Source organism: Pseudomonas anuradhapurensis (assembly GCF_014269225.2).
GTDB lineage: Bacteria > Pseudomonadota > Gammaproteobacteria > Pseudomonadales > Pseudomonadaceae > Aquipseudomonas > Aquipseudomonas anuradhapurensis.
Genome location: NZ_CP077097.1, coordinates 4538703 through 4563480, shown reverse-complemented (window position 1 = coordinate 4563480; position 24778 = coordinate 4538703). Strand labels below are relative to the sequence as shown.

General features: G+C 61.0%; 13 protein-coding genes, 2 tRNA genes and 3 rRNA genes. All 18 read left to right on the top strand.

What is annotated here, in order from left to right; genetic code table 11:
• Positions 1-14 precede the first annotated feature (14 nt).
• Positions 15-815: a tetratricopeptide repeat protein gene (locus HU763_RS20920; protein ID WP_186686750.1), complete on the top strand. Its 801-nt coding sequence runs from the start codon at positions 15-17 to the stop codon at positions 813-815.
• Entirely contained in the window at positions 815-1147 is a 333-nt protein-coding gene (locus HU763_RS20915; protein ID WP_170032694.1) for a YqcC family protein, read from the top strand. Before HU763_RS20920 ends, HU763_RS20915 begins: the two co-directional genes overlap by 1 nt.
• A 408-nt stretch (positions 1148-1555) precedes the next feature.
• Positions 1556-3280 (top strand): acetolactate synthase 3 large subunit, encoded by a 1725-nt coding sequence (locus HU763_RS20910; protein ID WP_170032692.1) that lies wholly within the window; start codon positions 1556-1558, stop codon positions 3278-3280.
• A 1-nt stretch (position 3281) separates the two neighbouring features.
• Positions 3282-3773 (top strand): acetolactate synthase small subunit, encoded by a 492-nt coding sequence (gene ilvN, locus HU763_RS20905; protein ID WP_003250040.1) that lies wholly within the window; start codon positions 3282-3284, stop codon positions 3771-3773.
• A gap of 56 nt (positions 3774-3829) precedes the next feature.
• The gene (ilvC, locus tag HU763_RS20900; RefSeq protein WP_013974255.1) at positions 3830-4846 is read left to right on the top strand and encodes a ketol-acid reductoisomerase; all 1017 of its coding nucleotides are present in this window, start codon (positions 3830-3832) and stop codon (positions 4844-4846) included.
• A gap of 149 nt (positions 4847-4995) precedes the next feature.
• Positions 4996-5847, top strand: a complete 852-nt coding sequence (gene pssA, locus HU763_RS20895; protein WP_170032690.1) for a CDP-diacylglycerol--serine O-phosphatidyltransferase — start codon at positions 4996-4998, stop codon at positions 5845-5847.
• 79 nt (positions 5848-5926) lie between these two features.
• Entirely contained in the window at positions 5927-6940 is a 1014-nt protein-coding gene (gene msrP / locus HU763_RS20890; protein ID WP_170032688.1) for a protein-methionine-sulfoxide reductase catalytic subunit MsrP, read from the top strand.
• The gene (msrQ, locus tag HU763_RS20885) at positions 6940-7551 is read left to right on the top strand and encodes a protein-methionine-sulfoxide reductase heme-binding subunit MsrQ (RefSeq protein ID WP_186686752.1); all 612 of its coding nucleotides are present in this window, start codon (positions 6940-6942) and stop codon (positions 7549-7551) included. Before msrP ends, msrQ begins: the two co-directional genes overlap by 1 nt.
• Before the next feature lie 578 nt (positions 7552-8129).
• Positions 8130-9666: ribosomal RNA gene (locus HU763_RS20880) — 16S ribosomal RNA — on the top strand.
• 77 nt (positions 9667-9743) lie between these two features.
• A tRNA-Ile gene (locus HU763_RS20875) sits at positions 9744-9820 on the top strand.
• A gap of 6 nt (positions 9821-9826) precedes the next feature.
• Positions 9827-9902, top strand: a tRNA-Ala gene (locus HU763_RS20870).
• Positions 9903-10151: 249 nt separating this feature from the next.
• Positions 10152-13043: ribosomal RNA gene (locus tag HU763_RS20865) — 23S ribosomal RNA — on the top strand.
• A 134-nt stretch (positions 13044-13177) separates the two neighbouring features.
• A 5S ribosomal RNA gene (gene rrf, locus HU763_RS20860) occupies positions 13178-13293 on the top strand.
• The 16S, 23S and 5S rRNA genes sit together here with 2 tRNA genes alongside, the layout of an rRNA operon.
• A gap of 239 nt (positions 13294-13532) precedes the next feature.
• Positions 13533-17015: an exodeoxyribonuclease V subunit gamma gene (gene recC, locus HU763_RS20855; RefSeq protein ID WP_186685509.1), complete on the top strand. Its 3483-nt coding sequence runs from the start codon at positions 13533-13535 to the stop codon at positions 17013-17015.
• Positions 17012-20689 (top strand): exodeoxyribonuclease V subunit beta, encoded by a 3678-nt coding sequence (gene recB, locus HU763_RS20850; RefSeq protein ID WP_186685507.1) that lies wholly within the window; start codon positions 17012-17014, stop codon positions 20687-20689. Before recC ends, recB begins: the two co-directional genes overlap by 4 nt.
• On the top strand, positions 20686-22761 hold the full coding sequence (gene recD / locus HU763_RS20845) for an exodeoxyribonuclease V subunit alpha (RefSeq protein ID WP_186685505.1): 2076 nt from the start codon (positions 20686-20688) through the stop codon (positions 22759-22761). Before recB ends, recD begins: the two co-directional genes overlap by 4 nt.
• A gap of 194 nt (positions 22762-22955) precedes the next feature.
• Positions 22956-23522 carry a regulatory sequestration protein YfiR gene (gene yfiR / locus HU763_RS20840; protein ID WP_186685504.1) on the top strand — a complete coding sequence of 189 codons (567 nt, stop codon included), beginning with the start codon at positions 22956-22958 and terminating at the stop codon, positions 23520-23522.
• Positions 23519-24775 (top strand): diguanylate cyclase DgcN/YfiN, encoded by a 1257-nt coding sequence (dgcN, locus tag HU763_RS20835; protein WP_186685503.1) that lies wholly within the window; start codon positions 23519-23521, stop codon positions 24773-24775. Before yfiR ends, dgcN begins: the two co-directional genes overlap by 4 nt.
• The last annotated feature ends 3 nt before the right edge of the window (positions 24776-24778 follow it).

The following is a 24778-nucleotide window of genomic DNA, read 5'->3' as shown; positions in this document are numbered from 1 at the left end:
CACAGGCTGCATTGATGAGGTGTGACGTGAACAAGTGGCTGTTTCCTGCCGTGACGGCGCTGGCTGTGCTCCAGGGGTGTGCCAGTGTGCCGCGCGGCAATATTCCGGTGGTCGACTCGAGCACCCGTGTGTCCAATAGCGAGCGCATGACGGCCAAGCGCACGACGGCTGGCTACAACGCGGGCACTGCACAGGCGCAAACGCTGCCCGAGGACTCCGGCGTCACCGTGATGATCCCGCAGGGTGCGGGTGCCTCCGGCATCCAGACATTCCCGGCCAACGGCTCGGCACCGATCAGCACCTCGCCGATCACGCCGGGGCCGATCACAACCGGCCCGGTCAGTTCGGCACCGATGACCACCAATCCAAACCCGATCGCTGACGAACCGTTCGATATCGCTGCGATGAACAGCGCTTCGCAAAGCACCAGTGCCCCAACCGGTATCCCGCGTAGCGGTGCCGCTGCAGGCGGGCTGTCGGCAGATGAGCAGCTGGACGGTCCGGTACTGGCGTTGCTGACCACTGCGCAGTCGCAACAGGGCAGTGGTGACTTCAACGGCGCTGCTTCCAGCCTGGAGCGTGCCCAGCGCATTGCCCCGCGCGAGCCGCAGGTGCTGTACCGTCTGGCCCAGGTGCGCCTGTCGCAAGGTGATGCGCCGCAGGCCGAGCAGCTGGCGCGTCGCGCCCTTACCTATGCCAATGGCCGCCCGAGCCTGCAGGCGGAGCTGTGGAACACCATCGCCCAGGCCCGCGAAAAGCAGGGTGATAGCGCTGGTGCTGCGCTGGCCCGGCAAAAGGCTCGGGTCAACTTGTGATGATCGAGCAACGCATTCTGGATATTGCCGACCACCTGATGCTGATCGAGCGTGAGTTGCAGGTACAGGGCTGGTGGGATGCCGAGGCGCCAAGCGACGAGGCACTGGCCAGCACCGTGCCGTTCGCCGTCGATACCCTCAGCTTCGAGCAATGGCTGCAATGGATCTTCCTGCCGCGCATGAAGATCATCATCGAACTGGGCCACCCGCTGCCCAGTGCCTCGGGCATCCTGGTCATGGCCGAAACCGTATTTACCGACCGCCCGGAACAAAGCCGCGAGCTTCGCCGCCTGTTGGCAGCTTTCGATCAATTGATTGCTCCTTCCGCCTGATTTCTTCAGTTTTTCCTTCAAGGGCCGCAGATTGTGGCCTTTTTTTATGGAAATCTTATCAATTCTGCTGCTGAAGCGATTTTTAGTGGTGGCAGGAATTCATCTTGGCGAAAAATTGGCAATAATTTTTCTTGACTTGTTGGCGCCGAATCAGAAGAATCCAATCTCCGCTGTAGAGGGACTGCCAGAAGCAGACCCGCTAAGCAGATCATGAGGCGCACACCCGCGCCGACCTGTTACACCCCGCAACGCGTTACCTCGCGCTGGGTGGGAAAACCCCGCAACACTCTGGGGCGCTCCCAATACTTGCTCAGTCAGTGCTGACGTTCGCTCATGCTCTGCTTGGCAGTAAACCTATTAAGACCCGTCCAGTGAGGGCGGTATTCTGGCGTTTTAGAGGTGAACAACGTGGAGCTTTTATCTGGCGCTGAGATGGTCGTCCGCTTCTTGCGTGACGAAGGCGTTAAGCACATCTACGGGTACCCTGGTGGTGCTCTCCTGCATGTTTACGACGCGCTGTTCAAGGAACCGGAAGTCGAGCACATCCTGGTTCGTCATGAGCAGGCGGCTACCCATATGGCGGACGGCTACGCCCGTGCCACCGGCAAGGCCGGCGTGGTACTGGTAACTTCCGGGCCTGGTGCGACCAATGCCATTACCGGTATTGCCACTGCCTACATGGACTCGATCCCGATGGTCATCCTGTCTGGCCAGGTGCCTAGCACCATGGTCGGTACCGATGCCTTCCAGGAAACCGACATGATCGGTATTTCGCGGCCGATCGTGAAGCACAGCTTCATGATCAAACATGCCAGCGAAATCCCGGAAGTTCTGAAAAAAGCATTCTACCTGGCGCAATCCGGGCGCCCAGGTCCGGTCGTGGTCGACATTCCAAAAGACATGACCAACCCGGCCGAGAAGTTCGAATACGTCTACCCGAAAAAGGTCAAGCTGCGTTCCTACAGCCCGGCCGTTCGTGGCCATTCCGGGCAGATCCGCAAGGCTGCGGAGATGCTGCTGGCGGCCAAGCGCCCGGTGGTGTACTCCGGTGGCGGCGTGATTCTCGGCGGTGGCTCCGAGGCCCTGACCGAAATCGCCAAGTCGCTGAACCTGCCGGTCACCAATACCCTGATGGGCCTCGGTGGCTTCCCGGGTACTGATCGCCAGTTCCTCGGCATGCTCGGCATGCACGGCAGCTTCACTGCCAACATGGCCATGCACCATGCCGACGTCATCTTTGCCGTCGGCGCCCGCTTCGACGACCGTGTGGTGAACGGCCCGGCCAAGTTCTGCCCGAACGCCAAGATCATTCACATCGACATCGACCCGGCGTCGATCTCCAAGATGATCAAGGCCGACGTGCCGATCGTCGGCCCGGTCGACAGCGTCCTCAGCGAGATGCTCGGCATCCTCAAGGAAATCGGCGAGCAGCCTGACAAGGCGGCGCTGGATGCCTGGTGGAAGCAGATCGATGAATGGCGTGGCAATGGCGAGCTGTTCCCCTACGACAAGGGCGACGGCAACGTGATCAAGCCGCAGAAGGTCATCGAGACCCTGTGCGAAGTGACCCATGGCGACGCCTTCGTCACTTCCGACGTTGGCCAGCACCAGATGTTCGCGGCGCAGTACTACCGTTTCAACAAGCCGAACCGCTGGATCAACTCCGGTGGCCTGGGCACGATGGGCTTCGGCTTCCCGGCGGCGATGGGAGTCAAGCTCAACTTCCCCGACCAGGACGTGGCCTGCGTGACTGGCGAAGGCAGCATCCAGATGAACATCCAGGAGCTGTCCACCTGCATGCAGTACGGCCTGCCGGTGAAGATCGTCAACCTGAACAACGGTGTGCTGGGCATGGTCCGCCAGTGGCAGGACATGTCCTACAACGGTCGTCACTCGCATTCGTATGTCGAGTCGCTGCCTGACTTCATCAAGCTGGCCGAGGCCTATGGCCATGTGGGTATCCGCATCACCAGCCTGAAGGACCTCAAGCCGAAGCTGGAAGAAGCGTTTGCGATGAAAGACCGCCTGGTATTCATCGACATCGCGGTTGACCGCAGCGAGCACGTCTATCCGATGCAGATCAAGGATGGCTCGATGCGTGACATGTGGCTGAGCAAGACGGAGCGTACCTGATATGCGGCACATCATTTCCCTGCTGCTGGAAAACGAACCAGGTGCGTTGTCCCGTGTGGTCGGCCTGTTCTCCCAGCGTAACTACAACATTGAAAGCCTGACCGTGGCGCCGACCGAAGACCCGACCCTGTCGCGTCTGACGCTGACTACCGTTGGCCATGACGAAGTGATCGAGCAGATCACCAAGAACCTGAACAAGCTGGTCGAAGTGGTCAAGCTTGTCGACCTGTCGGAAAGCGCTCACATCGAGCGTGAACTGATGCTGGTCAAGGTCAAGGCTACCGGTGCCCAGCGCGCCGAGATCAAGCGCACCACGGACATCTTCCGTGGCCAGATCGTCGACGTCACCGCCAGCGTGTACACCGTGCAGCTGAGCGGCACCAGCGACAAACTGGACAGCTTCATCCAGGCGATCGGCACTGCATCGATTCTCGAAACCGTGCGCAGCGGCGTTACCGGCATTGCCCGTGGCGACAAAGTGCTCAGCATCTGAATTCCACAAATTAGCGATGGCTCCGCAGGGGCCGAGATATAACCAGGGGTATTTTCATGAAAGTTTTCTACGATAAAGACTGCGACCTTTCCATCATCCAGGGTAAGAAAGTCGCCATCATCGGTTACGGTTCCCAGGGCCACGCTCAGGCGTGCAACCTGAAGGACTCCGGTGTAGATGTAACCATCGGTCTGCGTAAAGGTTCGGCCACCGTTGCCAAGGCAGAAGCCCACGGCCTGAAAGTGACCGACGTTGCCTCCGCCGTCGCTGCTGCCGACCTGGTCATGATCCTGACCCCGGACGAATTCCAGGGCCAGCTGTACAAGCAGGAAATCGAGCCGAACATCAAGAAGGGCGCTACCCTGGCCTTCTCCCACGGCTTCTCGATCCACTACAACCAGGTGGTTCCGCGTGCCGACCTCGACGTGATCATGATCGCGCCGAAAGCCCCTGGCCACACCGTTCGCTCCGAGTTCGTCAAAGGCGGTGGCATCCCTGACCTGATCGCTATCTACCAGGACGCTTCGGGCAACGCCAAGAACGTCGCCCTGTCCTACGCCTCGGGCGTGGGTGGCGGCCGTACCGGCATCATCGAAACCACCTTCAAGGACGAGACCGAAACCGACCTGTTCGGCGAGCAGGCTGTTCTGTGCGGTGGCACCGTCGAGCTGGTCAAAGCCGGTTTCGAAACCCTGGTCGAAGCTGGCTACGCGCCGGAAATGGCCTACTTCGAGTGCCTGCACGAGCTGAAGCTGATCGTTGACCTCATGTACGAAGGCGGCATCGCCAACATGAACTACTCGATCTCTAACAACGCCGAGTACGGTGAGTACGTTACTGGTCCGGAAGTCATCAACGAAGAATCCCGCAAGGCCATGCGCAACGCCCTGAAGCGCATCCAGGACGGCGAGTACGCGAAGATGTTCATCTCCGAAGGTGCTACCAACTACCCATCGATGACCGCCAAGCGCCGCAACAACGCCGCTCACGGCATCGAGATCATCGGCGAGCAGCTGCGTTCGATGATGCCGTGGATCTCGGCCAACAAAATCGTCGACAAGACCAAGAACTAAGTCTGTCGAAAGATGAAAAACGCGGCTTCGGCCGCGTTTTTTCGTTCTGGCAGCCGGCTTCTGGTATAAAGCAGACCAGTGGCTTGCTGTTAGAACCTGTCTTGCGGGCCCGTGTCGAACATTTTCCATCCTGTTGCAAGGTACCCTCCATGAGCGAACGTCCCGAAGAGCCGAACAAGCCCTCCGACGCCGAAAGCCTGCTACCTGTCGATGAGCACGTTGAAGAAGGGCATGATGCCGAAGGGCGCAAGGTGCGCCACCGTGGCATCTATCTGCTGCCCAACCTGTTTACCACCGCCAACCTGTTTGCCGGTTTCTATTCCATCATCAGCTCGATGAGCGCGCAGAGCGCCCTGAGTGCCGGTGACCCGCGCGAGGCGAGCAAGTACTTCGCCTTCGCTGCCATCGCCATCTTCGTGGCCATGGTGCTCGATGGCCTTGATGGCCGTGTCGCGCGCATGACCAATACCCAGAGCGCCTTCGGTGCCGAGTACGATTCGCTGTCGGACATGGTCGCCTTTGGTGTGGCCCCGGCCTTGCTGGCCTTCGGCTGGGCGCTGGGCGACATGGGCAAGGTCGGCTGGATGGTCGCCTTCATCTATGTGGCCGGTGCGGCGTTGCGCCTGGCACGTTTCAATACCCAGGTCGGTACAGCCGACAAGCGCTATTTCATCGGCCTGGCCAGCCCGGCCGCTGCGGGCGTGGTGGCGGGTACCGTATGGGCGTTCAGCGACTACGGCATCCAGGGTTCCAAGCTGTCGTTCCTGGTGGCGCTGCTGGTGGCTGCTGCCGGCATGCTGATGGTCAGCAACATCAAGTACAACAGCTTCAAGGAGCTGGACCTCAAGGGCCGCGTGCCGTTTGTAGCGATCCTGGCCGTGGTGCTGGTATTTGCCGTGGTGTTCAGCGACCCGCCGCGCATCCTGCTGCTGATCTTCCTTGCCTATGCGGCTTCGGGGCCGATCCAGTTCCTGCTGAAGGGGCGTCGGCGTAAAGCCTGACAGCCCGTTAATGTTGGAATAACCCTCCGGCTCCATAGTCTTACTGGTACATCCGCTATCCAGTGCTATGGAGCCGCCCATGCTCATCAAGCTATCCAGGTCTTCCGAATGCAAGGCATCGGAGATCACCGCAGAAAGCCTCTATCTTTCCCGGCGCGCCCTGATGGGCGGTTCCCTGGCGGCTCTGGCCCTGGGGGCACTGCCGGGCCGGGTGGGCGCGGCTGAGGTTTCGCGTTATGCCGACGTACAGGCCGGGCGTGCGCCGGCCTGGTTTGCCGACAAGCTTGCGGCCACGCAGTGGCAGGCGGTAACGGTCAAGAACGAGGCGATCACGCCGTTCAAGGATGCGACCCATTACAACAACTTCTATGAGTTCGGGCCAGACAAGGGCGACCCGGCGGCCAATGGCGACAGCCTGAAAACCGAACCGTGGAGCGTTGTGGTCGATGGCGAAGTGGGTAAGCCCGGGCGCTATGCGCTGGAAGACTTCGTCAAACCGTACCAGCTTGAGGAGCGCATCTACCGGCTGCGTTGCGTAGAGGCATGGTCGATGGTCATTCCATGGCTGGGCTTTCCGTTGGCGCAGGTACTCAAGCAGGTCGAGCCGACTTCCAGGGCTCGCTATGTTCGCTTCGAGACCTTGAAGGATCCGGAGCACATGCCCGGGCAGCGTTCGGGTTTCGCCTTGATCGACTGGCCCTACAGGGAAGGCTTGCGCCTGGATGAGGCGATGCACCCCTTGGCGATCCTGGCGGTGGGCATGTATGGCCGCGAACTGCCCAACCAGAATGGTGCGCCGTTGCGCCTGGTAGTACCGTGGAAGTACGGTTTCAAGAGTATCAAGTCGATCGTGCGTATCAGCCTGGTGGCCGAGCAGCCTGGTACTACCTGGCAAGGCCTGGCGCCGGACGAGTACGGCTTTTATGCCAATGTGAACCCGACGGTCGACCATCCACGTTGGAGCCAGGCTCGTGAGCGGCGGCTGCCCAGCGGGCTGTTCAGCCCCAATGTGCGGGAAACCCAGATGTTCAATGGCTATGCCGATGAAGTGGCATCGCTGTATACCGGGCTCGACCTGCGGAAGAACTATTGATGCGTTACCCCTGGTTTCGTCTGGGCATCTTCATCGTGGGGTGCCTGTTCCCGGCGTGGTGGCTGTATGAGGCTGCGCTGAATCTGCTGGGGCCGGACCCTGGCAAGATCCTGATGGACCGCCTCGGGCTTGGGGCGCTGACCTTCCTCCTGGTCACCTTGGGCATGACGCCGCTGCAGAAGCTGACGGGTTGGCCGGGTTGGGTCGTGGTGCGCCGGCAGCTGGGGTTGTGGGTGTTTGCCTATATCGTGCTGCATATCCTGGCGTATCTGTTCTTTATCCTCGGGCTGGATTGGGGGCAGTTGGCGGTGGAGTTGCGCAAGCGGCCTTACATTATTGTGGGTGCGCTGGGTTTCCTTGGGTTGCTGGCCTTGGCGGTTACTTCGAACAGGTATAGCCAGCGGCGAATGGGGGCACGATGGAAGAAGCTGCACAGGTTGGTGTATGGCGTGCTTGGGTTGGGGTTGCTGCATTTCTTGTGGATCGTGCGCTCCGATCTGCGGGAGTGGGCGATCTATGCGTTCATCGGCGGCTTGTTGATGGTGTTGCGGATTCCGCCTGTTTCACGGGTGCTTCCGAAGATTGCCAGGCGGCAGGGGAGGGCAGTCTGAGGGTCGTGGCTTGCAGGCGCTGAAGATGTTGTGGTGAGCACCTGGTGGCTTTGCTAGGGTCTTCGCCTGGAATACTTCAGATTAATGAAATTAAAGGTTGACGCGGTTTCGAATGCCCTTATAATGCGCCCCACTTCCAGCGACATCGGAACGAAAAACTCCTTGTTCATCAATGAGTTAAGTAGTGATGAAGAAGCTGAAAGAGCTACGATCGAATGATCGGCGGCGGTCGAGATGAAGGTTGACAGCGTTTCAAAGCGCTGTATGATTCGCCTCCCGCTACGAGAGATCGCAGCGAGTCAAGTGTTTGAAGCTAAACGAGTTTCTCGCAAAAAAACTTCAAAATAAACGCTTGACAGCAAATGAGGAAAGCGTAGAATGCGCGCCTCGGTTGAGACGAAAAGCTCTTAGCCAAACGCTCTTTAACAAATCGAATCAAGCAATTCGTGTGGGTGCTTGTGAGTACGGACTGATAGTCACAAAGATTATCAGCATCACAAGTGGCCATGCGAGAAATCACATAGTCATTTGAGATTGCTGAGCCAAGTTTAGGGTTTCTTAAAAACCCAAGCAGTATTGAACTGAAGAGTTTGATCATGGCTCAGATTGAACGCTGGCGGCAGGCCTAACACATGCAAGTCGAGCGGATGACGGGAGCTTGCTCCTTGATTCAGCGGCGGACGGGTGAGTAATGCCTAGGAATCTGCCTGGTAGTGGGGGACAACGTTTCGAAAGGAACGCTAATACCGCATACGTCCTACGGGAGAAAGTGGGGGATCTTCGGACCTCACGCTATCAGATGAGCCTAGGTCGGATTAGCTAGTTGGTGAGGTAATGGCTCACCAAGGCGACGATCCGTAACTGGTCTGAGAGGATGATCAGTCACACTGGAACTGAGACACGGTCCAGACTCCTACGGGAGGCAGCAGTGGGGAATATTGGACAATGGGCGAAAGCCTGATCCAGCCATGCCGCGTGTGTGAAGAAGGTCTTCGGATTGTAAAGCACTTTAAGTTGGGAGGAAGGGCAGTAAGTTAATACCTTGCTGTTTTGACGTTACCGACAGAATAAGCACCGGCTAACTCTGTGCCAGCAGCCGCGGTAATACAGAGGGTGCAAGCGTTAATCGGAATTACTGGGCGTAAAGCGCGCGTAGGTGGTTCGTTAAGTTGGATGTGAAAGCCCCGGGCTCAACCTGGGAACTGCATCCAAAACTGGCGAGCTAGAGTACGGTAGAGGGTGGTGGAATTTCCTGTGTAGCGGTGAAATGCGTAGATATAGGAAGGAACACCAGTGGCGAAGGCGACCACCTGGACTGATACTGACACTGAGGTGCGAAAGCGTGGGGAGCAAACAGGATTAGATACCCTGGTAGTCCACGCCGTAAACGATGTCAACTAGCCGTTGGAATCCTTGAGATTTTAGTGGCGCAGCTAACGCATTAAGTTGACCGCCTGGGGAGTACGGCCGCAAGGTTAAAACTCAAATGAATTGACGGGGGCCCGCACAAGCGGTGGAGCATGTGGTTTAATTCGAAGCAACGCGAAGAACCTTACCAGGCCTTGACATGCAGAGAACTTTCCAGAGATGGATTGGTGCCTTCGGGAACTCTGACACAGGTGCTGCATGGCTGTCGTCAGCTCGTGTCGTGAGATGTTGGGTTAAGTCCCGTAACGAGCGCAACCCTTGTCCTTAGTTACCAGCACGTTATGGTGGGCACTCTAAGGAGACTGCCGGTGACAAACCGGAGGAAGGTGGGGATGACGTCAAGTCATCATGGCCCTTACGGCCTGGGCTACACACGTGCTACAATGGTCGGTACAGAGGGTTGCCAAGCCGCGAGGTGGAGCTAATCTCACAAAACCGATCGTAGTCCGGATCGCAGTCTGCAACTCGACTGCGTGAAGTCGGAATCGCTAGTAATCGCGAATCAGAATGTCGCGGTGAATACGTTCCCGGGCCTTGTACACACCGCCCGTCACACCATGGGAGTGGGTTGCACCAGAAGTAGCTAGTCTAACCTTCGGGAGGACGGTTACCACGGTGTGATTCATGACTGGGGTGAAGTCGTAACAAGGTAGCCGTAGGGGAACCTGCGGCTGGATCACCTCCTTAATCGACGACATCAGCCTGCTGATGAGCTCCCACACGAATTGCTTGATTCATGGTTGAAGACGATCAAGACCCTATATAGGTCTGTAGCTCAGTTGGTTAGAGCGCACCCCTGATAAGGGTGAGGTCGGCAGTTCAAATCTGCCCAGACCTACCAATATGCGGGGCCATAGCTCAGCTGGGAGAGCGCCTGCCTTGCACGCAGGAGGTCAGCGGTTCGATCCCGCTTGGCTCCACCACTTTCTGCTGTTGTGAAGTGTTGCACTTGATCAAACTCAGAAATGAGCATTCGCCTCGAATGTTGATTTCTGGCTTTTGTCAGATCGTTCTTTAAAAATTCGGATATGTGATAGATATAGACTGATGACCAGTTTCACTGCTGGTTAATCAGGCTAAGGTAAAATTTGTGAGTTCTGCTCGAAAGAGCAACATGCGAATTTTCGGCGAATGTCGTCTTCACAGTATAACCAGATTGCTTGGGGTTATATGGTCAAGTGAAGAAGCGCATACGGTGGATGCCTTGGCAGTCAGAGGCGATGAAAGACGTGGTAGCCTGCGATAAGCTTTGGGGAGTCGGCAAACAGACTGTGATCCAGAGATCTCTGAATGGGGGAACCCACTCAGCACAAGCTGAGTATCTTGTACTGAATACATAGGTGCAAGAGGCGAACCAGGGGAACTGAAACATCTAAGTACCCTGAGGAAAAGAAATCAACCGAGATTCCCTTAGTAGTGGCGAGCGAACGGGGACCAGCCCTTAAGTTGATTTGAGATTAGTGGAACGCTCTGGAAAGTGCGGCCATAGTGGGTGATAGCCCCGTACACGAAAATCTCTTGTCAATGAAATCGAGTAGGACGGAGCACGAGAAACTTTGTCTGAACATGGGGGGACCATCCTCCAAGGCTAAATACTACTGACTGACCGATAGTGAACCAGTACCGTGAGGGAAAGGCGAAAAGAACCCCGGAGAGGGGAGTGAAATAGAACCTGAAACCGTATGCGTACAAGCAGTGGGAGCCTACTTTGTTAGGTGACTGCGTACCTTTTGTATAATGGGTCAGCGACTTATATTCAGTGGCGAGCTTAACCGAATAGGGGAGGCGTAGCGAAAGCGAGTCTTAATAGGGCGTTTAGTCGCTGGGTATAGACCCGAAACCGGGCGATCTATCCATGGGCAGGTTGAAGGTTAGGTAACACTGACTGGAGGACCGAACCGACTACCGTTGAAAAGTTAGCGGATGACCTGTGGATCGGAGTGAAAGGCTAATCAAGCTCGGAGATAGCTGGTTCTCCTCGAAAGCTATTTAGGTAGCGCCTCATGTATCACTCCAGGGGGTAGAGCACTGTTTCGGCTAGGGGGTCATCCCGACTTACCAAACCGATGCAAACTCCGAATACCTGGAAGTGCCGAGCATGGGAGACACACGGCGGGTGCTAACGTCCGTCGTGAAAAGGGAAACAACCCAGACCGTCAGCTAAGGTCCCAAAGTCATGGTTAAGTGGGAAACGATGTGGGAAGGCTTAGACAGCTAGGAGGTTGGCTTAGAAGCAGCCACCCTTTAAAGAAAGCGTAATAGCTCACTAGTCGAGTCGGCCTGCGCGGAAGATGTAACGGGGCTCAAACCATGCACCGAAGCTACGGGTGTCATCTTTGATGACGCGGTAGAGGAGCGTTCTGTAAGCCTGTGAAGGTGAGTTGAGAAGCTTGCTGGAGGTATCAGAAGTGCGAATGCTGACATGAGTAACGACAATGCGAGTGAAAAACTCGCACGCCGAAAGACCAAGGTTTCCTGCGCAACGTTAATCGACGCAGGGTTAGTCGGTCCCTAAGGCGAGGCTGAAAAGCGTAGTCGATGGAAAACAGGTTAATATTCCTGTACTTCCAGTTATTGCGATGGAGGGACGGAGAAGGTTAGGCCAGCCTGGCGTTGGTTGTCCAGGTTTAAGGTGGTAGGCTGAAATCTTAGGCAAATCCGGGATTTCAAGGCCGAGAGCTGATGACGAGTTGCCTTTAGGCGACGAAGTGGTTGATACCATGCTTCCAAGAAAAGCTCCTAAGCTTCAGATAACTGGGAACCGTACCCCAAACCGACACAGGTGGTTAGGTAGAGAATACCAAGGCGCTTGAGAGAACTCGGGTGAAGGAACTAGGCAAAATGGCACCGTAACTTCGGGAGAAGGTGCGCCGGCGAGGGTGAAGGACTTGCTCCGTAAGCCCATGCCGGTCGAAGATACCAGGCCGCTGCGACTGTTTATTAAAAACACAGCACTCTGCAAACACGAAAGTGGACGTATAGGGTGTGACGCCTGCCCGGTGCCGGAAGGTTAATTGATGGGGTTAGCGCAAGCGAAGCTCTTGATCGAAGCCCCGGTAAACGGCGGCCGTAACTATAACGGTCCTAAGGTAGCGAAATTCCTTGTCGGGTAAGTTCCGACCTGCACGAATGGCGTAACGATGGCGGCGCTGTCTCCACCCGAGACTCAGTGAAATTGAAATCGCTGTGAAGATGCAGTGTATCCGCGGCTAGACGGAAAGACCCCGTGAACCTTTACTATAGCTTTGCACTGGACTTTGAATTTGCTTGTGTAGGATAGGTGGGAGGCTTTGAAGTGGGGACGCCAGTTCTCATGGAGCCATCCTTGAAATACCACCCTGGCAACTTTGAGGTTCTAACTCAGGTCCGTTATCCGGATCGAGGACAGTGTATGGTGGGTAGTTTGACTGGGGCGGTCTCCTCCCAAAGAGTAACGGAGGAGTACGAAGGTGCGCTCAGACCGGTCGGAAATCGGTCGTAGAGTATAAAGGCAAAAGCGCGCTTGACTGCGAGACAAACACGTCGAGCAGGTACGAAAGTAGGTCTTAGTGATCCGGTGGTTCTGTATGGAAGGGCCATCGCTCAACGGATAAAAGGTACTCCGGGGATAACAGGCTGATACCGCCCAAGAGTTCATATCGACGGCGGTGTTTGGCACCTCGATGTCGGCTCATCACATCCTGGGGCTGAAGCCGGTCCCAAGGGTATGGCTGTTCGCCATTTAAAGTGGTACGCGAGCTGGGTTTAGAACGTCGTGAGACAGTTCGGTCCCTATCTGCCGTGGACGTTTGAGATTTGAGAGGGGCTGCTCCTAGTACGAGAGGACCGGAGTGGACGAACCTCTGGTGTTCCGGTTGTCACGCCAGTGGCATTGCCGGGTAGCTATGTTCGGAAGAGATAACCGCTGAAAGCATCTAAGCGGGAAACTTGCCTCAAGATGAGATCTCACTGGAACCTTGAGTTCCCTGAAGGGCCGTCGAAGACTACGACGTTGATAGGTTGGGTGTGTAAGCGCTGTGAGGCGTTGAGCTAACCAATACTAATTGCCCGTGAGGCTTGACCATATAACACCCAAGCAATTTGCTGACGCAGATTGCGGTGGTGAAGATGACACGAACCGAAAGTTCGCAACGAACCACGAACATCACATATCCGAATTCGCTGGAGTGTCTACCAAGACCTTCTGGCAACAGAATTTCTTGACGACCATAGAGCATTGGAACCACCTGATCCCATCCCGAACTCAGCAGTGAAACGATGCATCGCCGATGGTAGTGTGGGGCTTCCCCATGTGAGAGTAGGTCATCGTCAAGATTCATTTCGCAAAACCCCTATCTGCACATGCAGGTAGGGGTTTTGTCTTTGCGCCGGCAAAACCAGCGCGACCTTGTAGGAGCGGCCTTGCGTCGCGATCGGCCGCACAGCGGCCGCCACCCTGCACCCCCGATCGACCTGGCAAACCGCGTCGCCGGTTTCGCGGCTAAAGCCGCTCTTACACTGTTCGCGTGATATCGTTCCCCCCTCAGCCACCAGCGCCTTGCAGAGACCTGTCGATGCCCAGCACCACCCACCTTCACCCCGGCTTCATGATCGTCCATGGCAACCGCCTCGACGACCTGCGCAGCCTGGTGGTGGGTTGGATGCGTCGTTATCCCCTGGCGCCGCTGGAAAACGAAATCGCCCTGGTACAAAGCAATGGCATCGCCCAATGGCTCAAACTGGCCCTGGCTGAAGACCCACTGGAAGACGACCTTGGCGGCTGCGGCATCGCTGCTGCCATCGACGTGCAACTACCAGGCAGCTTCATGTGGCAGCTGTACCGGAGCGTGCTCGGGCGCGACGAAATTCCCCAGGTTTCCCTGCTCGACAAGGCACCATTGACCTGGCGCCTGATGCGCCTGCTCCCGGCGTTGATCGAACGCCCGCATTTCGAGCCGTTGCGGCGCTTCCTTACCGACGACAGTGACCTGCGCAAGCGCTATCAGCTCGCCGAGCGCCTGGCCGACCTGTTCGACCAATACCAGGTGTACCGCGCTGACTGGCTCAAGGACTGGGCTGCCGGTGAGCACATCCTCAACACCGCCCGTGGCGAGCGCAAACCACTGCCCCCGGGGAACCGCTGGCAAGCCGAGTTATGGCGGGCATTGCTGGAAGAGGTCGGCGAGCAGGGCATGGCGCAGAGCCGTGCCGGCGTCCATCAGCGTTTCATCGAACGCATCAACAGCCTGGAACAGGCACCGCCTGGGCTACCGCCCCGGGTCATCGTGTTCGGCATTTCCTCGTTGCCAGCCCAGGCCCTGGAAGCACTCGCCGGCCTGGCACGCTTCAGCCAAGTGTTGCTGTGCGTGCATAACCCATGTCGCCACCACTGGGCCGATATCGTTGCCGACAAGGACCTGCTGCGGCATCAGTACAAGCGCCAGCAGCGCAAGCAAGGCATGCCCCTGCAACTGGACGACCAGTCGCTGCATCAACATGCCCACCCGCTGCTGGCCGCCTGGGGCAAACAAGGCCGCGACTACATCAACCTGCTCGACAGTTACGATGACCCTGCCAGTTACCAAGGCGTGTTCAGCGATGGCCGCATCGACCTGTTCAGCGACGGCTCGCCTGCCACGTTGCTCAACCAGTTGCAGGACGACATCCTCGAACTGCGTCCGCTCGCCGAAACCCGCGAGTTGTGGCCGGCAGTTGACCCGACGCAGGATCGCTCGATCCGCTTCCACATTGCCCACAGCCCGCAGCGTGAAGTGGAGATACTCCATGACCAGTTGCTGGCCCGCTTCAGTGCCGACCCCACCCTGCGCCCTCGTGACGTCATCGTCATGCTGCCGGCCATCGATACCTATGCACCGCATATCCGCGCCGTTTTCGGCCAGTTGCAGCGCAACGACCCGCGCTACATCCCGTTCACCCTGACCGACCAGGGCCAGCGCGGCCGCGAGCCCTTGCTGATTGCCCTCGAACACCTGCTCAAGCTGCCGGACAGCCGCTTCGCGGTCAGTGAAGTACTCGACCTGCTGGACGTGCCGGCAGTCCGCGCCCGTTTCGGTATCCGCGAAAGCGACCTGCCCACGCTGCACCGCTGGATCGAGGGCGCCGGCATCCGCTGGGGCCTCGATGCCGCGCAGCGGGCCAGCCTGGGTTTGCCAGCAGGCCTGGAACAGAACAGCTGGCGGTTCGGCCTGCGGCGGATGTTGTTGGGTTATGCCGTGGGTGTGGGAGCAGCCTGCGACGACATCGAACCCTACGATGAAATCGGTGGGCTGGATGCAGCACTGATAGGCCCGCTGGCCGCCTTGCTCGAGGCCCTCGACGTGGCCTGCCAGGCCTTGTCCGAACCTGCCACGGTCAGTCAGTGGGGGGAGCGCCTGCATGCCTTGTTGCAGGTATTCTTCCTGGCCGAGGGTGAGCGTGACGAGTTTCTGCTGATGCAATTGCAGGATCTGCGCGACGGCTGGCTTGAGGTATGCGAGGCCGTTGGCCTGCAAGACCCGCTGCCGTTGACCGTCGTACGCGAAGCCTGGCTGTCGGGCCTTGACCAGGGCAAGTTGTCCCAGCGCTTCCTCGCCGGCTCGGTGAACTTCTGCACCCTGATGCCGATGCGCGCCATCCCGTTCCGGGTGGTCTGCCTGTTGGGCATGAACGATGGCGACTACCCCCGCGCCCAGCAACCGCTGGACTTCGACCTGATGGCCAGTGACTACCGCCCGGGTGACCGTTCGCGCCGCGAGGATGACCGCTACCTGCTCCTGGAGGCGTTACTGTCGGCACGCGACCAGCTTTATGTCAGCTGGGTCGGGCGTAGCATCCGCGACAACAGCGAACGCCCGGCCTCGGTACTGATCGGCCAGCTGCGTGACCACCTTGCGGCCGGCTGGCTACTGGCAAATGCACAGCCAGGGCAGCCTGCCGAACCCGGCGAACAGCTGCTGCATGCGCTTACCCAGGAGCACCCGTTGCAGCCGTTCAGCCCGCGCTACTTCCAGCAAGGCAGCCCGCTGTTCAGCTTTGCCCATGAGTGGCAGGTGCTGCACCAGCAGGGGCTGGATGACGAGCAAGGTGACCCTGGCCTGCCGCCCTATCAGGATGACGAAGCCCTGAGCCTGAGCCTGTTGGGTGACTTTCTGCGCCACCCGGTGCGGCACTTCTTCAGCCAGCGCCTGAAAGTGTACTTCGAAGCCTTGGAGGCACCGACCCCGGACGAAGAGCCCTTCGTTCTCGATGCCCTGCAACGCTACGGTGCCAGCGAAAGCCTGCTCGGTGCCGCGCTGGCCGAGCCGGACAATTCCGAACAGGCCCTGCAGGCGCAGGCCCGGCGCCTGCAGGCCTGTGGCCTGCTGCCACTGGCGGGGTTCGGCGAGTTGCTGCAGCGCGAGCTGATCGAGCCGCTGCCAGACTTGCTGCAACGCCACCGCCAGTTGTTGCAACGCTGGCCACACCTGGTCGAGGGCGCGTTACCGGTGCATTTCGAACATGGCCAGCATCGCCTCGAAGGCTGGCTGGGCCGGGTGTTCCAGGCCGATGACCAGAGCCTGCTGAGCATCTCGACCGTGCCCAACACCATCAGTGCGGGGCGCAATGCCCTCAAGTGGCACCGCCTGATCGTGCCCTGGGTCACCCACCTGGCAGCGTGCGCGGCGGGCTATCCCTATCACAGCGCACTGGTGGCCAGTGACCTGACCCTGCTGCTTGCGCCATTGCCGCAGGTGCAGGCGGCGCAACTGCTGGGTGACTTGCTGGTGGCCCGTCAGGCGGCGATGAACGCGCCGTTGCCGGTCGCGGCCAAGACCGCGTTCGCCTGGCTGGCCCAGGACGACAGCGACAAAGCCCTGGCCGCCGCAACCCGCGCCTACGAAGGCGACGGGCGCACCAGCTTCGGCGAGCGCAGTGAAAGCGTCGCCCTGGCCCGCCAGTTCCGTGACTTTGCCGCGCTCACCGCCGATGAAACCTTCGAAGGCTGGTGCGAAACGTTGTACCGCCCGCTGTTCGACGCCCCTTGGCAGACCCTGGGCAACCCGGAGAAAGGCGCATGACCCAGGACCGTCCCCTGGCACTGAGTTTCCCCCTGCATGGCAGCCAGCTGATCGAGGCCAGTGCCGGCACGGGCAAGACTTTTACCATTTCTGCGCTGTACTTGCGCCTGATCCTCGGCCATGGCGGCGAGCAGGGCTTCGATCGCGAGCTGCTGCCACCGCAAATCCTGGTGGTGACCTTCACTGACGCCGCGACCAAAGAGCTGCGCGAGCGCATCCGCGCCCGCCTGGCGGAAGCCGCGCGGTTCTTCCGCGGTGAACTGCAAGCCGCTGATCCGCTGTTGCATCAACTGCGTGGTGACTACCCGGAAGAGGCCTGGCCGCGCTGTGCCGGGCGCCTGGAAATCGCCGTGCAATGGATGGACGAGGCCGCCGTGTCGACCATCCACGGCTGGTGCCAACGCATGCTGCGCGAGCACGCCTTCGACAGCGGCAGCCTGTTCACCCAGACCCTGGAAACCGACCACAGCGACTTGTTGGCGCAAGTGGTGCGCGATTACTGGCGGCGCTTCTGCTATGGCATGCAGGGCGATGCGCTGGCCTGGGTGCGCAACCACTGGGGCAGCCCCGACGCCTTGCTGCCGCGCATCCGCCCGCTGTTCGGCCGGGTGCGCGCCCAGCAGGAAGGGCTGGAACCGGCGGCGCTGATCCAGGCGTCGCTGCAACAGCGTGGCGAGCAATTGGCCCGGCTCAAGGCGCCATGGGCGCAATGGGCGGAGGAGCTGCGGCAGATCTGCCATGCTGCGGTGGCCGCCAAGCAGGTCGATGGCCGCAAGATGCGCGCACAGTATTTTGATTCCTGGTGCGACAAGCTGTGCGCCTGGGCTGCTGACGAGCAGCTGGTCGAGCTGGAGCTGGGCAGCGGCTTCAGCCGCCTGACGCCGGCGGGCATGCTTGACGCGTGGAAGTCCGGTGAGCCACCCGTCCACCCGGCCCTCGATGCCATGCAGGCCCTGCAGCAGCAGTTGCAAGCCCTGGACAGCCCGGAGGCGCCCTTGCTCGAGCACGCCGCCAGCTGGGTATCGGCACGTTTCGAAGTGGAAAAACGGCGGCGTGCGGAAATGGGCTTCGACGATATGCTCCTTCGCCTGCAACACGCCCTGGCCAGCGAGGCCGGCGAACGCCTGGCCGGGCTGATCCGCGAACAGTTTCCGGTCGCCCTGATCGACGAATTCCAGGACACCGACCCGGTGCAGTACGGCATCTTCGAGCGTATCTACCGGATCAGCGAGAACCGCGCGCAGACCGGGCTGTTCATGATCGGCGACCCCAAGCAGGCGATCTACGCCTTCCGTGGCGCCGACATCTACACCTACCTTGCTGCGCGCCGCGCCACCAGCGGCCGCCTGCACAGCCTGGATACCAACTACCGCTCCAGCAAGGCCATGGTCGCAGCGGTGAACCAGCTGTTCCTGCAGGCCGAGGCGCGTGAAGCCGGGCGCGGGGCGTTCCTGTTCCGCGAGGCCGATGACAACCCGCTGCCGTTCATCGAGGTTCGTGCCAAAGGCCGGGACGAGCAATTGCTGATCGACGGTGAACCCTGTGCCGCCCTGCAATGCTGGCAGCTGGAAAGCGAGGAGCCCGTTTCCGGCAGCGTCTACCGCCAGCAACTGGCCGCCAGTTGCGCCAGCCATATCGTTGCCTTGCTCAATGGTGGCCAGCAGGGCAGTGCAGGTTTCCGCACTGCCGAGGGCGAACTGCGCCCGTGCCTGCCCTCTGACATCGCCATCCTGGTGCGTGATGGGCACGAGGCGCAAATGGTTCGTGCCGAGCTGGCCGCGCGCGAAGTGCGCAGCGTCTACCTGTCCGACAAGGACTCGGTATTCGCCGCCCAGGAAGCGCACGACCTGCTGGCCTGGCTGAAGGCCTGTGCCGAACCCGACTCGGAGCGCCTGCTCAAGGCCGCCCTGGCCAGCCTGACCCTCAATCTGTCGCTGGCGGCGCTGGACCGGCTGAACCAGGACGAGCGCGTCTGGGAAGACTGGGTCATGCGTTTTCGCCGTTACCGCGATATCTGGCAGCGCCAGGGCGTGCTGCCAATGCTGCGGCATCTGCTGCATGACTTCCAGCTGCCGCGCACGCTGATCCGCCGCAGTGATGGCGAGCGGGTGCTGACCAACCTGCTGCATCTGGCCGAGCTGTTGCAGCAGGCCGCTGGCGAACTGGACGGCGAACAAGCGCTGATTCGGCATCTGGCCGAGCACCTGGCCAGTTCCGGGCAGGCCGGCGAGGAGCAGATCCTGCGCCTGGAGAGCGACGAGCAACTGGTCAAGGTGGTGACCATTCACAAGTCCAAGGGCCTGGAATACCCGTTGGTCTACCTGCCGTTCATCTGTACCAGCAAACCGGTCGATGGCAGCCGTCTGCCGCTGGCCTGGCATGACAGCCTGGGTAACGCTCATCTCACCCTCACGCCCGACCCGGAACAGATCGCGCGCGCCGATGACGAGCGCCTGGCCGAGGACCTGCGCCTGCTCTACGTGGCCCTGACCCGGGCCCAGCATGCCTGCTGGCTGGGCGTTGCCGACCTCAAGCGCGGTAACCAGAGAAGCTCGCAGTTGCACCGTTCGGCGTTCGGCTACCTGCTTGGTGGCGGCCTCGCCTTGCCGAGCTCGGAGCAACTGGGGAGCTGGTTGCAGGCCCTGGCGGCAACCAGCCCGCACATCAGCTGCCCAGGCCTGCCGCAGGCGGATCAGCAGCTGTACCGCATGCCACATGCCGCGCGAGAGCTGCTGCCGGCCCGCAAGCCGCGCCGCGCGGCGGCCGAGCACTGGTGGATCGCCTCGTACAGCGCCCTGCGCATTGGCGAGCAAGCGCTCGGCGCCGACAGCTCGCAGGCACAGCAATTGTTCGACGACGAAAGGGCCGATGCGCAGATGTTGCGCGAGGTACCGGCCGACAGTGGCGATATCCACCGCTTCCCGCGTGGGCCCAACCCTGGCACGTTCCTCCACGGCTTGCTGGAGTGGGCGGGCCGTGAGGGCTTCAGCCAGGTGAGTGGCAACCCGCAGCTGATCCAGGAAACCGTCGGCCAGCGCTGCAACCGGCGTGACTGGACCGGCTGGATCACCACCCTAAGCCAATGGCTGCAACGCCTGCTGGGCGAGGCGTTGCCGTTGGCAGGCAAGGGCTTGAGCGTGACCCTTGGGCAGTTGCGCCACTATCAGGTCGAAATGGAGTTCTGGTTCGCCAGCCGTCAGGTCGATGCCGAACAGCTCGACCGCCTGGTGGCTCGCCATACCCACCCCGGCCTGGCGCGTCCGGCGGCGCAACCAACCTTGCTCAACGGCATGTTCAAAGGCTTCATTGACCTGGCGTTCGAGCAGGACGGGCGCTACTACGTGGCCGATTACAAGTCCAACTGGCTGGGCCCGGACATCCAGGCCTACGATGGCCTGGCCATGGAAAAAGCCATTCTCGAACACCGTTACGACCTGCAGTACGTGTTGTATGTGCTGGCCCTGCATCGCCAGCTGCGCGCTCGCCTGCCCGATTATGACTACGACCGCCATGTCGGCGGCGCCCTGTTCATCTTCCTGCGCGGTGCCAGCAGCAGCGGCCACGGCGTGTATCACGCCAAGCCGCCGCGTGAGCTGATCGAAAGCCTCGATGCGCTGTTCCGCGGCGAGCACCCGCCCATGCAGCAGGACCTGTTTGCCGGAGCCATGATATGAGCCGCAGCCTCGTCGACCTGTTGCCAACCCCGCTGCAGGCTGAGCATTTGCTGGCCCTGAAGCCACGAGACGACAGCGCTGACCTGCTGCAACTGCTCGACCGTTGGGTGGAGCGCGGCTGGTTGCGGGCCCTGGACCGCGCGTTCGTGTCGTTCCTGGAAGAACGCGCCCCCGGCAGCGATCCCTTGCTGTTGCTGGCTGCCGCCCTGGCCAGCCACCAGCTGGGCCATGGCCATGTCTGCCTCGACCTGCAGCAAACCCTGGCAGAGCCTGACTTTGCGCTGTCGTTACCGCCCGAAGGCGATGCCTTGACCGGCCCCTTGCTGCTGCCCTCGCAATTGTTGGCCAACCTCGACCTGCACGCCTGGCGCCAACGGATTGCCGCCAGCGCGCTGGTGGCTGCCGGCGATACCCCAGGGCAGCAAGCGCGACCGCTGGTGCTCAGCGGCGAGCGCCTGTACCTGCGCCGCTACTGGAATTACGAGCGGCGCATCGACCATATCCTGCGCCAGCGCCTGTCTCAGGCTGAAGCAGCACCGGCCGACCTGCCCGGCCGCCTGGCGCAACTGTTCGATGGGGGCGCGCCGGCAGGCCAGGTCGACTGGCAGAAACTCGCCTGCGCCCTGGCCACCCGCGCCGGCTTCAGCATCATCACCGGCGGCCCCGGTACCGGCAAGACGACCACCGTGGTACGCCTGTTGGCCTTGCTGCAGGCGCCAGCGGTTGAGCAGGGCAGGCCACTGCGCATTCGCCTGGCCGCGCCGACCGGCAAGGCGGCCGCGCGCCTGACCGAATCCATCGGCCAGCAAGTCGAGCGCCTGCAGGTCAGCGCCGAGGTGCGCGGGCAAATCCCTACCGAGGTCAGCACCGTGCACCGCCTGCTCGGCAGCCGACCAGGCTCGCGACACTTCCGTCACCATGCCGGCAACCCGTTGCCGTTGGACGTGCTGGTGGTCGACGAAGCCTCGATGATCGACCTGGAAATGATGGCCAACCTGCTCGATGCCCTGCCGCCACGGGCGCGCCTGGTGCTGCTGGGTGACAAGGACCAACTGGCCTCGGTCGAGGCCGGCGCGGTACTCGGCGACCTGTGCCGTGACGCCGAAGACGGCTGTTACTCGCCGGCGACCCAGGCATGGCTGGAGCAGGTCGGTGGCGAGTCGCTGGCCGGCAGCGGCCTCAAGAGCGGTGACGAGCAGCGCCATCCGCTGGCCCAGCAGGTGGTGATGTTGCGCTTCTCGCGGCGTTTCGGCGAGGGCAGCGGCATTGGCCAGCTGGCGCGGCTGGTAAACCGCCAGGAGGCGTACGCGGCGCGTAACCTGCTGGCCATGCCGCCACCCGACGTGCACAGCCTGGCCCTGAAACAAGAGCACGACCGCGCCTTCGATCGCCTGCTGCTCGACGGCCTCGACCGTGGCAGCGATGGCCCGCAAGGTTACCGCAGCTACCTGCGCACCCTCGGGCGCTACCGTCCGGCGCTGGATACCGCCTTCGATGACCCAGCATGGGAGCAATGGGCAGGCCGAGTGCTGCACAGCTTCGAGGACTTCCAGCTACTGTGCGCGGTACGCCGCGGGGCCTGGGGTGTCGAAGGCCTCAACGAGCGGGTGGCGCGGGTGCTGCACAATGCCGGGTTGATCGACAGCCAGCAGCCCTGGTACGAAGGGCGCCCGGTGCTGGTGACGCGCAACGATTACGGCCTGGGCCTGATGAACGGTGACATCGGTATTGCGCTGCGCCTGCCCGACGAGCGCGGCGAGCCCCTGCTGCGCGTGGCCTTCCCGCGTAACGACGGCAGTGGCGGGGTGCGCTTCGTCCTGCCCAGCCGGTTGAACGAGGTGGAAACGGTATTCGCCATGACCGTGCACAAGTCGCAGGGCTCGGAGTTCGGTCATACCGCCCTGGTGCTGCCGGATGCGCTGAACCCGGTGCTGACCAAGGAACTGGTATACACCGGTATCACCCGTGCCAAGCACTGCTTCAGCCTGATCGAACCCCGCCAGGGCATTTTCGAAGAAGCGGTGGCGCGCAAGGTACGGCGTATTTCCGGGTTGATGCTGGAACAGGTCTGAAACCGTACGCGTTCCCCTGTAGGAGCGGCCTCGTGTCGCGAAAGGGCCGCAAAGCGGCCCCCGCTTTCGGCAGCGCCACAGCTATCGCGGGGGCGGCTTGCCGCCCTTTCGCGACACAAGGCCGCTCCTACACAGGATGCGGCCATATGCTATCGTTGCGCCGTAATCCGATAGGATCTTGAGAGATTTCCCGCATGAAGCTGGCCGCAAGGCGAGTGACAAGCTGTGTGCTTTCGCTATTGCTGGCCGCCCTGTTCCTTGCAGCAGGTCCTGCCCAGGCGGACACCGCCACAACCGTCGCCCAGGCGCAGCAACGCGCCAAAGCCGTCACCCAGGTCGTACTGGGTATCTTCAGCTATGCCCGCTGGCCCGTGGAGCCGTCACCCTTGCGGCTATGCCTGGTCGGCCCGACCGAGTACGCCGATGACCTGATCAAAGGCCACGTCCAGGAGTCCGGTCAGCCGCTGCAGGTACGGCGCCTGCTGGCGACGGACAGCCAGGTTGCCCAGGCCTGCGATGCCATCTATATCGGCAAGCTCGACCAGGGCCAGCGTGACCGGCTGTTCGAGCGCGTCAGTGGCCACCCGGTACTGAGCATCAGCGAAGCGGACGATCCGTGCACGGTCGGCAGCCTGTTCTGCCTGCGGGTCAGCGACCGACAAGTCGCCTTCGAGGTCAACCTCGACTCGGTGGCACGCTCCGGCGTGCGCATTCACCCCAGCGTGCTGCAGTTGTCGCAGCGCCGGGCGGTGCAGCCATGAAGCCGGCGCACAAGCGCGGCGCCCGCCCGACCCTGCGCTCGGTGCTCGGCCGTGGCCACCTGAGCGTCGCTTTGCTCGCCGTCGGCCTGGCTGGTGTTTCGCTGACCCTGCTGGGCGTGCTTGCCCTGCGTGTTTACGCCAACCATAACCTGCACCTGATCGCCCGTTCGATCAGCTACACCGTGGAAGCGGCCGTGGTGTTCGATGACAGCGCTGCGGCCAACGAAGCGCTGGCGCTGATCGCCAGCGCCGAGGAAGTGGCCGAAGCCAGGGTATTCGACAACGAAGGCCAGCAACTGGCGCATTGGCAGCGCAGTGACAGTGGCCTGCTTGCGCGGTTGGAAGGGCAGGTTGCCAGCGCCTTGCTGGATGAACCGGTCAACCTGCCGATCACCCACCAGCAGCGGCAGGTAGGGCGCATCGAACTGGTCGGCCAGGGGCGTAGCCTGTTGCTGTTCCTGCTCAGTGGGTTGGCCGGCATCCTGTTCTGTACGCTGCTCAGCGCCTTGGCTGCGCAACACCTGTCGCGGCGTTTGCTCGGTGATATCGTCCGCCCGCTGCGCGGCCTGGCCAGTGTCGCCCATGCCGCCCGCCGGGAGCGCAGCTTCGATCGGCGTGTACCGGAGGCAGCGATTGCCGAGCTCAATGAACTGGGCAATGACTTCAACGCCCTGCTCGACGAACTGGAGGTGTGGCACAGCCACCTGCAGAACGAAAACCAGACGCTGGCCCACCAGGCCAGCCATGACAGCTTGACCGGCCTGCCCAACCGCGCCTTTTTCGAGGGGCGCCTGACCCGCAGCCTGCGCAATGCCGAGCGGCAGCAGGAGCACCTGGCGCTGCTGTTTCTCGACAGTGATCACTTCAAGCAGATCAACGATACCCTCGGCCATGCCGTGGGCGATGAAGTGCTGATCAGCGTGGCCGACCGTGTGCGCGCCCAGCTGCGTGAGCACGACCTGGTGGCACGCCTGGGCGGCGACGAGTTCGCCGTGCTGCTGACGCCTTTGCATTCGCGCCAGGATGCCGAGCGCGTTGCCGAGAAGATCGTTGCCAGCATGAAACTGCCGGTGCAACTGGACAGTGGCCGCAGTATCGCCACCTCGTTGAGTGTCGGTATCGCCTATTACCCAGATGACGGCAGCGATCCCGCCAGCCTTCTGAATGCCGCTGACGCGGCGATGTACCAGGCCAAGCGCAATCGCCGCGGGCACTGGCAGGTAGCACAGATGGAAATCAACAACAGGAGTTGAACC

Coding starts and splice junctions, on each gene's coding strand:
- HU763_RS20920 (WP_186686750.1), top strand. CDS start 15: ATGAGGTGTGACGTGAACAAGTGGCTGTTTCCTGCCGTGACGGCGCTG.
- ilvN (WP_003250040.1), top strand. CDS start 3,282: ATGCGGCACATCATTTCCCTGCTGCTGGAAAACGAACCAGGTGCGTTG.
- msrP (WP_170032688.1), top strand. CDS start 5,927: ATGCTCATCAAGCTATCCAGGTCTTCCGAATGCAAGGCATCGGAGATC.
- yfiR (WP_186685504.1), top strand. CDS start 22,956: ATGAAGCTGGCCGCAAGGCGAGTGACAAGCTGTGTGCTTTCGCTATTG.
- pssA (WP_170032690.1), top strand. CDS start 4,996: ATGAGCGAACGTCCCGAAGAGCCGAACAAGCCCTCCGACGCCGAAAGC.
- recC (WP_186685509.1), top strand. CDS start 13,533: ATGCCCAGCACCACCCACCTTCACCCCGGCTTCATGATCGTCCATGGC.
- msrQ (WP_186686752.1), top strand. CDS start 6,940: ATGCGTTACCCCTGGTTTCGTCTGGGCATCTTCATCGTGGGGTGCCTG.
- dgcN (WP_186685503.1), top strand. CDS start 23,519: ATGAAGCCGGCGCACAAGCGCGGCGCCCGCCCGACCCTGCGCTCGGTG.
- recB (WP_186685507.1), top strand. CDS start 17,012: ATGACCCAGGACCGTCCCCTGGCACTGAGTTTCCCCCTGCATGGCAGC.
- recD (WP_186685505.1), top strand. CDS start 20,686: ATGAGCCGCAGCCTCGTCGACCTGTTGCCAACCCCGCTGCAGGCTGAG.
- HU763_RS20915 (WP_170032694.1), top strand. CDS start 815: ATGATCGAGCAACGCATTCTGGATATTGCCGACCACCTGATGCTGATC.
- ilvC (WP_013974255.1), top strand. CDS start 3,830: ATGAAAGTTTTCTACGATAAAGACTGCGACCTTTCCATCATCCAGGGT.